The organism is Eubacterium sp. AF34-35BH (assembly GCF_003477765.1).
Taxonomy (GTDB): domain Bacteria; phylum Bacillota; class Clostridia; order Lachnospirales; family Lachnospiraceae; genus Eubacterium_G.
Genome location: NZ_QUDZ01000001.1, coordinates 191,050 through 205,913, shown reverse-complemented (window position 1 = coordinate 205,913; position 14,864 = coordinate 191,050). Strand labels below are relative to the sequence as shown.

Here is a 14,864-nt window from a genome sequence, read left to right as displayed (position 1 = left end):
TCCCTAGTGGAACATTTTTTACTTAATAAGAAATTCTGAAAGAATTTATTATTAAGTAAAAAACAGCCTCTGCTAATGGCGCCCCTTTGTCATAAACATCACTCGCCATAAGCACAGACTGTACTTTATATTCATCGATTATAGGTCAGCTCCTAAAGTTGCTGCCATTACAGCTTTAATTGTATGCATTCTGTTTTCTGCTTCATCAAATACAACTGAATGTTCTGACTCAAATACTTCGTCTGTAACTTCCATCTCTGTAAGACCGAATTTCTCGTTAATCTGTTTTCCAATCTTTGTCTTTAAGTCATGGAATGCTGGTAAACAATGCATAAATACCACGCTGCCCTTTGCATTGTTAATCAAATCCATTGTTACTCTATATGGAAGCAAGTCGTTAATTCTTTCTTCCCATACTTCATCAGGCTCACCCATTGAAACCCAAACATCAGTGTAAATAGCATCAGCATCTTTTGTGGCAACCATTGGGTCTTCTTCAAATTCAATAATTGCACCTGTTTCTTTTGCAATCTTCTGACACTCAGCTACTAATTCAGGGTTTGGCTGGTATTTCTTTGGTGCACAACCTACGAAGTGCATACCCATTTTTGCACATCCAACCATAAGTGAATTACCCATATTGTATCTTGCATCACCCATGTATACAAATTTCAAGCCTTCTAACTTGCCGAATTTTTCTTTTAATGTAAGAAAATCTGCTAGAATCTGTGTTGGGTGAAATTCATTTGTAAGACCATTCCATACAGGAACTCCTGCATACTGTGCTAACTCTTCTACTAAATCCTGTCCAAAACCTCTATATTCGATACCGTCAAACATTCTACCTAAAACTCTGGCTGTATCGGCAATACTTTCCTTCTTGCCAATCTGTGAACCTGTTGGATCTAAGTATGTAACACCCATTCCCAAATCATGAGCTGCCACTTCAAATGAGCATCTTGTACGTGTACTTGTTTTTTCAAAAATTACTGCTATGTTCTTTCCTCTTAAAACATCAACTAATTTTCCAGCCTTCTTCTTTGCCTTCAAATCCGCTGCTAAATCAATTAATGCTCCAATTTCCTCTGGTGTAAAATCAAGTAACTTTAAAAAATGTCTTCCTGTAAAATTCATAATGACCTCCATTGTATTATTTTAAGAATCAGATTTATCTTCCTTTTTATCTTCCTTAGATTCTATAATATCTTTAATGTACTCTAGTATTTTAATACTCTTTCCTGATTTATTCAATGTTGGAAGAGTATTAAATATATGTTTCCTATATTTATTAATATTATTGATGTAACCTGAACTGCTCTTTTCAAGTTCAGCTTTTCTTGCCTTCAGTTTCTCAATATACCCGTTGCCGCTCTTGCCTAACTCGTCTTTCTTCTCTTTCAGTTTTTCTATGTACTCGTTGCTACTCTTGCCTAACTCATCTTTTGCCTGCTCTGCTTTGTCAGCCATATCAATTGCTGAATTTCCCACAACATCTTTTATCTGATTTCCAATGTTGTTTAACTCCTCTGCAATTAAATCGAGCTGTCCAAGACTCTTCTTGATTCCAATAAGATTTTTCAATGTAACAATCATATCCACTGTAAAAATAATCACGAAGAAAATAATTAAAACAAGTTTGCCTATGTCTGGCACTTTTTTTACTAAAAACATAATTGGTGTGTGTACGAATTTCACCGCAAATACAACAGCAAATCCCCACATTATACTAAAAGGAAGACAAATGTAGCCTCCTATATTAAATGGTTTCTCCGAATAATCCCACCATCTCATGTGGAAGATTTTGTCAAGAATCCAACCACCAAATAATTCAACAGTTGAACATATAATCATTCCTCCTAAAAACAATAACCATACATTATTTTTTACAGGCAGTAATATTATTAGAACACCCACCATTCCACAACCATATATAGGACACACCGGTCCATTTAAAAAGCCTCTGTTAACTACTTTTCCTGTAGTCACTGCTACAAAGGCAACTTCCACACACCAGCCTAGAAAACTGTATATAAAAAACAAAAGCATTATTTCATAAACTGAGAAAATCATAACCCCTCCAGGTAAAACAAATTATTGTTAACAACGTTTCCCATTATTATATGAAAAAAACAAAACTGACACAACCCACAAATATATATAAAAAGGTGCTGTATTAAATCCAATTAATCCAAAAACAAGGCGCAGAGTACTCCGCGCCTTGTATATATCATGTGGTAATTCCACATGGCAAACAAACTATTTAATTATCAAATTAATTTCCAACTAGAATAACTTGTCAAGTAACTGATATAAGTAACCCTGTGCTGGGAAAGTCATAGCAAATACAAGTGAAACGATTGTCATTAACTTGATTAAGATGTTAATTGATGGTCCTGATGTATCCTTGAATGGATCACCTACTGTATCACCAACAACTGCTGCCTTATGAGCTTCGCTACCTTTTCCGCCACCGAAACCACCTTCGATGTACTTCTTAGCGTTATCCCAAGCACCACCTGCGTTTGACATGAAGATAGCCATCATAACACCACAAACTAATGCTCCTGCAAGCATACCACCAAGTGCTGCTGCACCAAGTAAATATCCTACAACAAGAGGTGTAACTACTGCTAAAACTCCAGGAATAATCATTTCATGGAGAGCAGCCTGTGTTGAAATACCTACACATGACTTGTAATCAGGCTTTGATGTTCCCTTTAAAATGCCGTCATCTTCTCTAAACTGACGACGAACTTCTTCGATCATCTTGTTAGCAGCTTTACCAACTGAGCTCATTGTAAGAGCTGAGAAAATAAATGGAAGCATACCACCAATTAAAAGACCGATAACTACTGTTGAATCTAAAATGTTAATGTTCTTAATTTTTGCAACTTCTGCGTATGATACGAATAATGATAAAGCTGTAAGAGCTGCTGAACCAATAGCGAATCCCTTACCAATAGCTGCTGTTGTGTTACCAACTGCATCAAGCTTATCTGTAATATCTCTTACACTGCTGTCAAGTCCTGACATTTCTGCAATACCACCGGCATTGTCAGCGATTGGACCATAAGCATCAACTGCGATTGTCATACCTGTTGTTGATAACATACCTACAGCTGCAAGTGCGATGCCATACATACCAAGTAATTCAAATGAAACAAGTACACCAAGTACGATAAATAAAATTGGAATAGCTGTTGACTTCATACCAACTGATAAACCACTAATAATATTTGTTGCTGCTCCTGTTTCTGAGCTTTCAGCGATTTCCTTAACACTCTTATATTTTTCTGATGTGTACATTTCTGTAATCTTACCAATTGCTGTACCAACAACTAAACCTGCAAGTACTGCAAAGAATGCCTTGAATTCACCAAATAATGTATAACTTAAAATAGCTGAAGCAATAATCTGAATTGCTGTAGCTGTGTACTCTCCTAAGTTAAGAGCCTTCTGAGGATCAGAACCTTCTTTTCCTCTAACAAAGAATGTAGCAATAACTGATGCTAACACACCGATTGCTGCCATTGCGATTGGGAACATGATTCTTTCCATTCCGAAATCATCTCCACCTGCTACTAATGAAGCAACTGCTAAAGTTACAACTGATACTAAAGCACCAACATAACTTTCAAAAAGGTCAGCTCCCATACCTGCAACGTCACCTACGTTGTCACCTACGTTATCAGCGATAACGGCTGGGTTACGAGGATCATCTTCAGGGATTCCTGCTTCAACCTTACCTACAAGGTCAGCTCCTACGTCAGCAGCCTTTGTGTAAATACCACCACCAACTCTTGCGAAAAGAGCGATTGATGAAGCACCTAAACTGAATCCTGTAAGAACGCTAACTGCTTCTTCTGTAAATCCTGTTGTGTTCATAATGATAACAAGAATTACGCTAAGTCCTAAAATACCAAAACCTACAACGCAAAGTCCCATTACTGCACCACCTGAGAATGCAATTGAAAGTGCCTTGTTCATACCACTTTCCTTTGCAGCATTTGCTGTACGAACATTTGCCTTTGTAGCAACGTTCATTCCAACGTATCCTGCTAATGTTGAAAGTACAGCACCCACAATAAAGCAAACTGCTGTAAGCCAATCAATACCAAATCCTAACACTACGAAAAGTATGGCAACGAATACGATTAAAATCTTGTATTCTGAGAATAAAAATGCCTTTGCACCTTCTGCAATAGCGCCGGAAATTTCTTTCATCTTTTCATTTCCTGCATCGCTTTTGTTAATCATTGCTGCCTTAATTCCTGCAAAAATAACAGCTATGATACCAGCGATTGGAGCTAAATAAATTAAATTCTCCATGTTTTCTCCTTTCAATATTAATGAAGTGATTTTTTCTCCATTGTCTTTTTCCATGCTCACTCTATCTTTTTTTGAACACGGTATTGTTAAAATTATAACAAACTTTCGAGATATTTCAATACTTTATCATCAAAGGTTGATTATTTCAATAATTTTTTCTTATTTCAAATTTCCGATTTTTCACCATATAAAGTGAAAATATTTTGTACCTTTTGTCTATAAAGGTTTTTAGTCGTGATTAATTATGTAATGTTTCAACTAATAAAAGTTAATTTTATTAAGTTTTAATGTGCTTTTTCTACAATTTATTAAGTTTAGGCAAAGAATATTGTTTCCGTTATTATTTTCTCTTTGTGATAATGTATCTTCTGCAAAAACATATTTTTAATGTCAACACGTACTTTACTTTCGGCAATTTCCTCTGGCGTAAATAATTGTTTTTCCAATTCATCCTAAGATGAACCTCTTGGATTTATTTTTGCCTTACTCATAATCCCTGCTCCTTTCAATATATTATTTTGTTTCTTGAGATATTCTGTTTTTCAATTTGGTATTTTATTTTTCTTAACTTTTATGTTATACTTTAGTTGGTTTGTGAAGTTTTTACTTTACAAAATTAAATATAACTGAAAAATATGAAAGGAGTACGCATATGAGACATGAATTAGATCACATCGACGAACAGATAATTAAACTTCTTCACGAAAACGCCCGCACCCCCCTTAAAACTATTGCGAGCCAGGTTTTTTTATCTTCTCCTGCTGTTTCAGCAAGAATTGAGCGACTAGAACATGCAGGAATTATTACAGGCTACACTGCAAAGGTTAATCCGGCAGAGCTTGGATACCACATTAAGGCTTTTATTAATTTGGAGGTTAATCCGGATCAGAAGAAAGATTTCTATCCATATATTAAGAGCTGCAACAACGTTGTTGAATGTAACTGTGTTACAGGAGATTATGCAATGCTTGTTGAAGTAATGTTCAAGAGTACAGAGGAATTAGACCATTTCATCGGCGAATTACAAACTTTTGGAAGTACTAAGACTCAGATAGTTTTCTCAACTTCTGTTGAACATCGTGGAATTCCAATGTCAGATGATTAGGAAATGAAACTTTTTTAGGATGAGACTTGTTCTCATCCTTTTTTTTTTGCATTTAAAATGATACCATATAAATACGTTAATAACTTGAGAACAAAATTCTATGTTTTTATATTGTGGAACCATGGTTATACTTTTAGTCTAATAAATTTGAACCATGTTTTATGATAAAAATTATCATTTACAACTATTATTAAGAAACGGATTATAATTATGAAATATCAATTAGAAATAAACTATTTTTTATATTTATTAAAATGTGCAGTTGCGGACATAGTTCCGAAACCTGCCGAAAAAGAAATTAATTGGGAAGTTGTTTACAAATTCGCCAAACTTCATAAGGTGACTTCAACGTTATACTTTAGTATTTCAAAACTACCTGACGATTATAAGAGTTCAATTACTCACCTTGAAGAATATTCTCTTGATTATAAAAAGAATATTGTTTTAGATGTCAACAGAGCTTACGAATTAGAGAGAATCGAAAAAACTTTAGCCGAAAATAATATTGATTATATATTTTTAAAGGGAAGTGTTTCAAAAAAGTTTTACATTGATTCTTCAATGCGACCAATGAACGACATTGATATACTTTTTAGGGGGGCAGATTTAAAAGAAGTCACAAAATTATTCGAAGCTATGGGTTACGGCATTGCCCACAGTAGTGCCAAAGATATTTGTTGCATAAATAAAAGTAACCACCTGCTAGTTGAAATGCAAACTCACTTGATTGATGAAGGCTACACTCTTTGGTACAACTATCTCGAAAAAATCTGGGGACATTGCAGTTCATTGCCTGACAAACCAAATCAATATTTAATGACTAAAGAAGATTTTTACATTTATCATGTTATACATATGGCAAAACATTTTCTAAATGGTGGCATCGGAATTAAGCATTTTCTGGATTTATATATTATGAATAAAAATAAATATATTGAAAGTGCTAAGGTGGATTCCTGTCTTGAAGTTTTAGGTGTTCTACAGTTCAAAAATACAATAGAAAACCTTTGCCTATACTGGTTTGATGGTGTGAATAATTTTGATAACCATAAAGATGTTCAACTTTTAACCAAATATATTTTCCTTGGTGGAGCATTTGGTAATTCACAGAATCAGGAAGCCGGTTCATTAGCCAAAAGTGGAAAGAAGAAGACCTCTTTAGCAGCCAAACTCTTTCCTTCAATGGATACAATGATTAATTTTTACGGTTCATTCCTGAAAAATCATAAATGGCTTCTGCCACTGTATTGGTTAAGACTTAATATAGAGCGATTGCTTCGTTTTGATAAAAAAAGCAAAGCCAAACTAAAAATAATCAAATCCTTAAGTGATGAGGACATCAAAAATACAAAAGAAGTTTTTACAATCTGCGGACTGATATAAATCAAGGCCCCTTATGATAGGTTTTATCCTAAGGAGCCTTTTTATTATTTAATATTTAATTTAAAATTTGTAAAATTGGAAAATGTATTCCCTGTTTTATTTTTTCCAAGAAAACAGATAACACAATCGATATCACTAATGTAGTCTATCTAAAATACAGACCTACATTTGTATTTCCCAATATCGTCCACGTTTATGCTTTGTCTTTATCATTCATTTTCTCGGCATACTTTTCAAATTTCTCGCCTTCTTTTTTTGCCATTTTCTCTTTTTGGTGGTCAGTGGTTCTTACATAAATTTTATTTGAAACACTTTGCTCTTTGGCTCCGAATTCTTTTTCTGAAACTTTTCCGTAACCTCCAGGAACAGGATTTTCTTCATCATCGTAATCACCGTATGTGCCATAACCACTATAATAATTATAGCCATACTTTCCGTAATACTTGCTGCCATATCCTTTTCGATAGCCATAACCATAATGTTTTCCATAGTTATAGCCGTATGTAATATTAAGTTTTCCTGCAGAGCCGTTTAAAATACAACCTAAAATCGGTATTCTCGTATATGAAAATTCCTGAATTGTGTCAATGATTTTATTTACTTTTGCGCAGTCTTCTTTTACCACATAAATTACACCATCACTGTGTTTTGCAAGAACTGCCGCATCAGACAATTCACTACATGGCGGTGCATCTATGATTACATAGTCAACTTTTGCTTTTGCGTTGTTAATGAAATTCCCCATGGCTTCAGAATTCAACTGTTTAATGGGATCCTTTGATGGAATTGTTGGTGCAATCATAAGCACTCTTGTACCCTCTAAGTTGACAATTGCCCCACTGCTTTTTAACTTACCTGCAAGGAAATCATCCATTTTGAAATCGTATGTATCCTGTTCAACCATTTTGTGTAATGATGGTGAACGGAGATTTCCATCAATTAACATTACCGTATGTTGGCTTTTTGACAATGAGTACGCAAGATTGAGAGCCACTGTACTTTTCCCCTCGCCCTTTACTGTACTTGTAACCAATATAACTTTCGCATTATGTTTTGCAAATTCTCTCTCACACCTTGAGTTAACAGAACGCATAGCCTCTAAATATCTAAAACCAACAGCTTTATTTAAAATAGAGCAGTTCTTCAATTTATTTTTTCTCTGATTAAGAGAAACTCCCGGCAAAATGCCGAGAAAATTTACATTCAGATATTTCTCAACATCTTCCCTGTTTCTAATAGTTCTAACGAAAAATCCGTAAATAATACTTGGTACAATTCCAATTAATAAACCAATGAAAGCATATATAATAGTCTGATTCCATGGTGAATATGGATTCGTTGGTTCTTCAGCAACAACCGGTTCTTCTAACACCTCAAGCTTTGTGTCACCAATTACAAATTCTGCCACACTGCCATAATTTTTCATTACAGACTGTGCCACCTTATAATTCATTTGTGGATTAGGGCCTGCTGTAACTATACTTAAAATATTTGTATCAGGTACAGCCGAAATTGTAATAGTTGATGGCATATAGTCAATGTTCAGGTCTTTTTTAATTACCTCATAAAAAACTTCGTTGTTAATTAAGTAATTAAAACTTACACTTAAAATAGATGCCAACTGGGTATTGTTTGTGTATGAACGGTCCTCTCGACCATCATACTGTGCTGCTGTAATTGAGAAAGTTGCCTTTGTCTCATAATTAGGTGAATAGCCCGCCGAATAATTATGGTGACCAATAAATCCACAAACTACAATGGCAACTACCATTATTATCCAGAGTTTTTTTAATGCCTTAAAAAAATTGGAAATAATCTGAGACAGGTCCATAGGTTCCTTATCAACAGCTTTCCTAGTATTATAACTATTCATGAGCAACCTCCTCCCCATCTTCAAATTTCTTAAATACACTTGCAGTTTCTCTTATTTTGAACTTCTTATAATCATTTAAAATACAGCCTAAGAATCTGCTATCTGCATCATTCATAATATTAATGCAGTTTTCAATATCTTTTTCATAAGAAAAATCCTGTCTGATTACAAGCAATGAAAAATCAACATCATCAAGCAACGCTTCCGTATCTGAAAGTAATGACATTGGTGGTGTATCTATAATTACAAAATCTGCAAATTTTCTACACTTTTTAATTAAGTCCTTCATGGCACCTGATTTTACAAATTCATAAGTGCTACTATGGCCCTTTGTGGGCATAACAAGATTAAGCCCCTGCCTATCACGATACATGGTTTGATCTAAACCACATTCCCCCTGTAAAAGTCTTACCATATCAGTTACCTGCTCTTTTGGAATATCAAGCATCTTGCAAATGGCAGGCTTACGCATATCTGCATCAATAACAATAACTTTCTTGCCTTCTTTTACAAGAGACAAGGCAATATTAAGCGCCACCGTAGATTTTCCTTCGTTCTCACAAACACTTGACACCAAATAAACATTTTTAGATGGCTTGCGGTCGTGTTCGTATTCAAGTTTTATTCTTATGTTATTAAAAGATTCTATAAACTTAGTTGTAATAATGGGACTTGTAATAAGCAGAGCTTTTACACTTTGAACAATTTTTGATTTCACAGTTCTGTTTTTATTTTCATGGTAAATTGTACCAAACAAGTCTGTGTTTAACTGTTCTTCAACTGCTGCCTCGGTCTTAATTGTCCTTCTTAAAATACTAACCAAACATAATCCAAGAAGCGTAATTACCCCACATATGCCACCTACCTGAAGAGATTTCTTTCTAGGCATAAGTGAATTGTCTGCAAAAGTAGGCACAATAGGTGCCTCAAGAGGATCAAATACTGCATCAGATGTTAAATACTCTGACAGATCTGCATAATTATCCATAATTGCTCCTACTGTCTTAAATGACAAAATAGGATCTTTTGATGTAACTGAAATTTTCATTAAATTAGTTTCTTCAATTAGGGAAACATTCATAGTTGCATCTAAAGACGATACATGCAAGTCCTCTTTAATTTTATTATTCATAATATCAGAATTCATTAAATTCTGAAAAATTCCCACAACGTTTTGTGCAAAAATTTTATTTGTATAAACATAGCCTGTGCTTTGCTTTGGTGTAACTACATAAATACCTGTACTTGTATATTCAGGAACATAAGTAGTGCTAATATAAGCATGGGTAAACATGACTCCTGCTGCTGCCACCATAACGATTATCCACCAACTGCTAATAACATCTTTGGCTAAGCTAAACAAATCTATATTTCGTAAATTAATAATTTTATTCTTCATTGTTAAACCTCGCTACTCTTCAACCATAACTGTCAAATAGGCTGTTCCTTCATTTCCACTTAAATCTTTTACAGAATACTCAACTAAATAGCAACCTGCTTTTTTTGTTTTTACAGACGAACTTGTTACACGCACATTGTTTTTGGAAATCGCTTTTCCACTATTATCCTCTACGCTTTGAATATATTTCTTTGGATTAAAAGACTCTCCAACATTTGTGTAAACAATGTTTTGCGACAACTTAATTACAGGGCTTAAATTATTATCCTGCTTAATAACTACAACCGCTTTTAATTTCACTGTATCGCCCAAACTGTTAGTTACCTGAGCCGTAATAGTATTATCACCTGAAATATTTGTCGAAATATCCTTTGACAAAATCTTTACTTTTCTGCTAATGTCGCCGTCGAACACATCAGTTGCTCCAATAACCGACTTAACATCAACATCTGTACCTGTTTCAAAGCACAAGGACTGCGACAAAACGAATCTTGGTTTCTTATAATCTGTAAACTGAATTTTTCTCGTTGCCTTGGTTACTACACCTCTTGAATTGGCAACTGCATATGTAATATTACAAATATGATTTTTCTTATCCACAAATTTGGATATCGACTCCACAACAAGTCTTGATGTAATATCACCATCTTTGCTATCCTTTGCAACAACACCTTTTAATAAAGCATCCTTGTCCTTGACCGATACTTTTTTAACCTGACCTGCATTATCTACAGATATAACCGGTGCGCTCTCATTGGTGTGAGATTTGGTATACGCCCAGTTGATTACATATGTAATTGTTGCTGCTAAAAAAATAACAATTATTATATATTTAATGTACTTCATGATTTCTCCTTTGGGTGGGGGCTATGAAATATGGAAGAGATTTTTGATTGTTCTCTTAACTTTTCTTAATGCCCTTACAATAAATTTATCTTTTAAACAGTTTTCAATTAGCTTTATTACATCCTTACAATTATCCAACTTTTCCATAAATTGATTATAGTTTCTATGCATGTTAGCATTATAAAAATATGAAGGATTATATTTTGTTATTTCTTCTAGATTAACCTGTCTAATACTAAACTGTTCACTAATTTTATTAAATATTTTCTCGCCTTTTAAGGTATTCACAAAAACTGCTGAAGTTCCCTGGTTATCAAACATTTCAGGTATGGCATCATCTATTCCCCAATAATCAGCTAAGGTAATATCGCTTACTCTATTAAAGCCACGATTCTTACATTCATAGCAGGCTTTTTTCAAAAACAAATCTGCTAAAAAGCCACGCATATAAATATTATCGCTATGATTTTCCTCAAAGACGGTTCCATCTACATATTCTACCTTAAAATTATAATCATACCAACCTTTATCTTTATTTCTAAAATAAATATTTTTTATTTCACCTTTTTCTTTTAAGTAATCCGAATACCTGTCCCACACTTTTTCATCAGGCATTCCATGGCATATAAAATCAACCTTTAAAAGGGTTGGATAATCCTTCTTTAAGAAGGAACTTAAGCCTGCATTTTGGCAGGGAGTGCCAACAAACATTACCCTTTTTCCTTTTTCAAGAACTTCCTTAATCTCTTTAAAAGTATTTCCTAATCTGCTTGGTGCATATTTACTTCCCATAAACTGTGCAAGCTCATTTACACTGGAGCATTTTGCATGCTCCACGCTAAACCCATCATTGAACCTTGCACTGTACACTATTCCACCTTGTTCAATAAAATCTTTTGCAAGAGCGAAATAACATCCACCGGAGGAACTCTTCTGTCTTATTGATGTGTTTTTATTAATACAGGCATAGGCTTTAATTGTACTTTTGTTAATCATGTTTTTTCCTTACATCTATTACTTCTTTTGCATTGAGTGATGATTTTTAACTCTAGAAATTTCTCTTTATAATTTTCAAAATTAATTCCTTTGTTTGACCAAACTCAGGCATCAAGAAGGTTGCTCCTAAGAATATTATATTTGCAATGCCAAATATAACTATTCCTTTAACTACAAATCCTACTACACCTGACAATGATATATGTACGCAAACAGCGTAAGTAATTACGCACATAATGCACACCAGCCCTGTGTAGAAAAGCATCTTAAAAAGAAATTCAATTGCATTTCTTTTAAAAATAACAGTAAACAGGTTATATATTAACCAAGGCATACCAATAAATGCCATTGTTAAAATTGTGGAAAGCAAAATTCCAAACAAGCCTATATAATGAACTAATATTAGGTTTAAGCCAAGGTTAGCCAAAGAAACTACCAGTGGTCGCCACTTATCCTCATGCCACATTCCTGCTGCATCCTTGTACATATTAATAAGTGTATTTATATTTCGAACAAAGAAATAAATGCAAATGCAAATAACCAAATTAAAACTTAACATAGACTTCTCGCCCACCCACATTTTCATAAATGGTTGATACAATCCAAGCAGGCAACATGTGCAAACTGATGCTATCCAACAAACTATGTATAAAAATTTCTTTAAATCATTGTAGTTCTTATCTTCACTTTCAACTATAAGACTATTTCCTACACCCGCCATACAGGCATTGAAAATAATCATTATAAATCCATATATGGATGACATTATATAAAAATAATTATTATATATTGCGAGAGTTGTTAATCCTAAAAAGGATGATATGACAATTGTATCTGCTGAATCAACTACTGCACCACCTATTTTTGATGTAAACAAATCTCTTACCTTTCTATGGATTTCTTTTACCTCTGTTCTTTCAAGATTTCCTCTTGCTTTATATTTAGGATACATTTTATTACATTTATATGCTGCATATAAATTATTAAATATCCCAGTTGTAAGTGTAATTGTTAAATATAAATAGTAATTCGATATGCTTATTAAAAAAATTGCCTGAATTATGTATTGTAATGTTGATGAAACAATCGTAACTTTAGCAATCATATCGTTTCTTTGATGTGCTCCGAATAAACATGTTTTATAGGCAAACAACCAATATGATAAAACTGTTGCTCCTAAATTCATTAAATATAAAACATAAATATTTACATCTTCAGGCACACTTCCCGAAATTAACTTAGGAATGAATGGTACTAATATAAGTCCTATTATTAAGATTACTGCCCCTATAATTCGATAATATAACTTATACAAATTCATTAAGGCACAAATTTTCTCTGTATCATCTTCAGCAATCGGCTTGTACATGCTAAATACAAGAGCTGAACCAACTCCCAACTCTGCTAAGTTAAGCACACTTAAAATAGAGGTAAACAAGCTGTTCAAACCTAAATACTCCATGCCTAATGTGTATATAAATATAGTTCTTAAAATGAATGGTCCTAATAATTGATAAATTTTTAGGAACACTCCGTATATTATGTTTCTTGTTGCGTTTTTTGTTCTTTCGATTTTCATTTTCTTTCCTCAAATTTATAACTCTGTCTCAAAATTTAAAGATTGCTTTAAATATCTAATTGATTTATCCTTTAACATATCTATATTTTCTTTATTATATTTTATTTTTTCCCCTATTATATTGTCTAAATTTTCATCAATCTGTCCGATAACGCTATTATTTCCAATAATCTTAATTAAGTTTTCCAATCTCGACCACATATCTGGAACATTATCATTTCTTTCAAAAACTCTAAAAGGTTTGTCAAAAATTGTTGCAAATACACTTCCGTGGAATGAATCTGTAAAAAAGATTTGACAATGAGATATTACATATACAAATTCTGTTGGATCAAACGAAAAATATTTTAAATTATCAATATCCTTATCCCACAACCATTCACTATATATATCTACAATTGGATAATCATATCTTTTTGATAAACTATCTATATAACTTTTAACTTCCTCACTCTTATTTCCTATAAAATAAGTTGCGATATATTTCTCTGGTAATTCAACATTAGGTTTATTTTGAAAATTGCACCACTCTTCTTTACTTAAAAGCAATGTTGGATCTAGCACTACCGAAACATTAACATTAAGTATGTCCCTTATAATTCTTGCCCCAGATTCTTCTCTTACAGATATTTTTTTCATATCTTTTAAAAGTTCTTTAAACATGTTCATATATTTCTTTGGTAACTCGCCAACCCCAAAACTAGCAGCGTAAGCAATTCTTTTTTCAGATGGTGCAAAATATGCTGTTGCTCCTTCCATATCAGCTAAACATGTATCATACATCGGATTCCATATCTGATCACTTCCGCATACAAAATAATCGAATTCCTCATTGATCCCACTTTTATAATGATTTTCATGTGTCCAATACCTACTTATATTTAAATATTTCTTGTCAAATTTTCTAAAAATATTTTCTCTTCTACAAATTCCTGATCTATAATTTATTTTTAATATGTCCCTAATTAATGTTTTTAACTTATAAAATATTAATTTAACTTTGTCTTCCTTTTTTCTGTTTACAGTTTCAACCTCATAACCTAAATCTTTCAGTGTTTTTAACAATGCATAATTTTGTAATTTATTTCCATAATTTCCTTTGCTTATTGACGTAATTATCCCAATTTTCTTCATCACTTCTACATCCTTCATTTTAATTTTCCATCCATTCTCTAAACTAACACTCCTTGTTATGTAAAGTAACTCTCTTCTCTTTTAGTGGCAACTCTACATAATCCCATACTCTCCATATTAATTTACTTGCTTTTTATGTTCCTTCTTTGCTTCCACAGTATTATTTTCGCAATTATTCATAAAAAAAATCAACATATACTCCTATTTCACTTATTGTTTT

The 14,864-nt window shown here is 33.2% G+C and carries 11 protein-coding genes; 2 read left to right on the top strand and 9 right to left on the bottom strand.

The genetic code is table 11. From position 1 onward, the window contains the following. Positions 1-138 precede the first annotated feature (138 nt). The 3 genes from argF to DWZ69_RS00935 form a co-directional block, all read right to left on the bottom strand. Complete coding sequence (gene argF, locus DWZ69_RS00945; RefSeq protein WP_022166181.1) at positions 139-1,134, bottom strand: ornithine carbamoyltransferase; 996 nt, start codon at positions 1,132-1,134, stop codon at positions 139-141. A gap of 21 nt (positions 1,135-1,155) precedes the next feature. Further along, a complete protein-coding gene (locus DWZ69_RS00940; RefSeq protein WP_118435682.1) occupies positions 1,156-2,070 on the bottom strand; it encodes a hypothetical protein in 915 nt (304 codons plus the stop codon). A 213-nt stretch (positions 2,071-2,283) separates the two neighbouring features. Beyond that, a complete protein-coding gene (locus DWZ69_RS00935; RefSeq protein WP_118435941.1) occupies positions 2,284-4,329 on the bottom strand; it encodes a sodium-translocating pyrophosphatase in 2,046 nt (681 codons plus the stop codon). Positions 4,330-4,981: 652 nt separating this feature from the next. Between DWZ69_RS00935 and DWZ69_RS00930 the strand changes: the two genes are divergently transcribed. Continuing rightward, positions 4,982-5,434, top strand: a complete 453-nt coding sequence (locus tag DWZ69_RS00930) for an Lrp/AsnC family transcriptional regulator (protein WP_022166176.1) — start codon at positions 4,982-4,984, stop codon at positions 5,432-5,434. 210 nt (positions 5,435-5,644) lie between these two features. Beyond that, positions 5,645-6,817 (top strand): nucleotidyltransferase family protein, encoded by a 1,173-nt coding sequence (locus DWZ69_RS00925; RefSeq protein WP_118435680.1) that lies wholly within the window; start codon positions 5,645-5,647, stop codon positions 6,815-6,817. Positions 6,818-7,010: 193 nt separating this feature from the next. On the opposite strand, the gene DWZ69_RS00920 is transcribed toward DWZ69_RS00925, so the two are convergent. Genes DWZ69_RS00920 through DWZ69_RS00895 form a run of 6 tightly spaced genes read right to left on the bottom strand, consistent with a single transcriptional unit; the run spans position 7,011 to position 14,662 of the window. Next, entirely contained in the window at positions 7,011-8,690 is a 1,680-nt protein-coding gene (locus DWZ69_RS00920; protein ID WP_158573335.1) for a polysaccharide biosynthesis tyrosine autokinase, read from the bottom strand. Continuing rightward, positions 8,683-10,089: a polysaccharide biosynthesis tyrosine autokinase gene (locus DWZ69_RS00915; RefSeq protein ID WP_118435676.1), complete on the bottom strand. Its 1,407-nt coding sequence runs from the start codon at positions 10,087-10,089 to the stop codon at positions 8,683-8,685. The genes DWZ69_RS00920 and DWZ69_RS00915 overlap by 8 nt, the downstream gene beginning before the upstream one ends. Before the next feature lie 12 nt (positions 10,090-10,101). Then, a complete protein-coding gene (locus tag DWZ69_RS00910; RefSeq protein WP_118435674.1) occupies positions 10,102-10,935 on the bottom strand; it encodes an immunoglobulin-like domain-containing protein in 834 nt (277 codons plus the stop codon). A 21-nt stretch (positions 10,936-10,956) separates the two neighbouring features. After that, complete coding sequence (locus DWZ69_RS00905) at positions 10,957-11,931, bottom strand: Coenzyme F420 hydrogenase/dehydrogenase, beta subunit C-terminal domain (RefSeq protein ID WP_118435672.1); 975 nt, start codon at positions 11,929-11,931, stop codon at positions 10,957-10,959. A gap of 52 nt (positions 11,932-11,983) precedes the next feature. Next, positions 11,984-13,510 carry an oligosaccharide flippase family protein gene (locus DWZ69_RS00900; RefSeq protein ID WP_118435670.1) on the bottom strand — a complete coding sequence of 509 codons (1,527 nt, stop codon included), beginning with the start codon at positions 13,508-13,510 and terminating at the stop codon, positions 11,984-11,986. Positions 13,511-13,525: 15 nt separating this feature from the next. Further along, the gene (locus DWZ69_RS00895; RefSeq protein ID WP_118435668.1) at positions 13,526-14,662 is read right to left on the bottom strand and encodes a polysaccharide pyruvyl transferase family protein; all 1,137 of its coding nucleotides are present in this window, start codon (positions 14,660-14,662) and stop codon (positions 13,526-13,528) included. Positions 14,663-14,864 lie beyond the last annotated feature (202 nt).

What these genes read in the sequence shown, in the direction of transcription:
- DWZ69_RS00930 (WP_022166176.1), top strand. Translation starts at nt 4,982, where the DNA reads ATGAGACATGAATTAGATCACATCGACGAACAGATAATTAAACTTCTT.
- DWZ69_RS00905 (WP_118435672.1), bottom strand. Translation starts at nt 11,931, where the DNA reads ATGATTAACAAAAGTACAATTAAAGCCTATGCCTGTATTAATAAAAAC.
- DWZ69_RS00895 (WP_118435668.1), bottom strand. Translation starts at nt 14,662, where the DNA reads ATGAAGGATGTAGAAGTGATGAAGAAAATTGGGATAATTACGTCAATA.
- DWZ69_RS00920 (WP_158573335.1), bottom strand. Translation starts at nt 8,690, where the DNA reads ATGAATAGTTATAATACTAGGAAAGCTGTTGATAAGGAACCTATGGAC.
- DWZ69_RS00910 (WP_118435674.1), bottom strand. Translation starts at nt 10,935, where the DNA reads ATGAAGTACATTAAATATATAATAATTGTTATTTTTTTAGCAGCAACA.
- DWZ69_RS00940 (WP_118435682.1), bottom strand. Translation starts at nt 2,070, where the DNA reads ATGATTTTCTCAGTTTATGAAATAATGCTTTTGTTTTTTATATACAGT.
- DWZ69_RS00935 (WP_118435941.1), bottom strand. Translation starts at nt 4,329, where the DNA reads ATGGAGAATTTAATTTATTTAGCTCCAATCGCTGGTATCATAGCTGTT.
- DWZ69_RS00925 (WP_118435680.1), top strand. Translation starts at nt 5,645, where the DNA reads ATGAAATATCAATTAGAAATAAACTATTTTTTATATTTATTAAAATGT.
- argF (WP_022166181.1), bottom strand. Translation starts at nt 1,134, where the DNA reads ATGAATTTTACAGGAAGACATTTTTTAAAGTTACTTGATTTTACACCA.
- DWZ69_RS00915 (WP_118435676.1), bottom strand. Translation starts at nt 10,089, where the DNA reads ATGAAGAATAAAATTATTAATTTACGAAATATAGATTTGTTTAGCTTA.
- DWZ69_RS00900 (WP_118435670.1), bottom strand. Translation starts at nt 13,510, where the DNA reads ATGAAAATCGAAAGAACAAAAAACGCAACAAGAAACATAATATACGGA.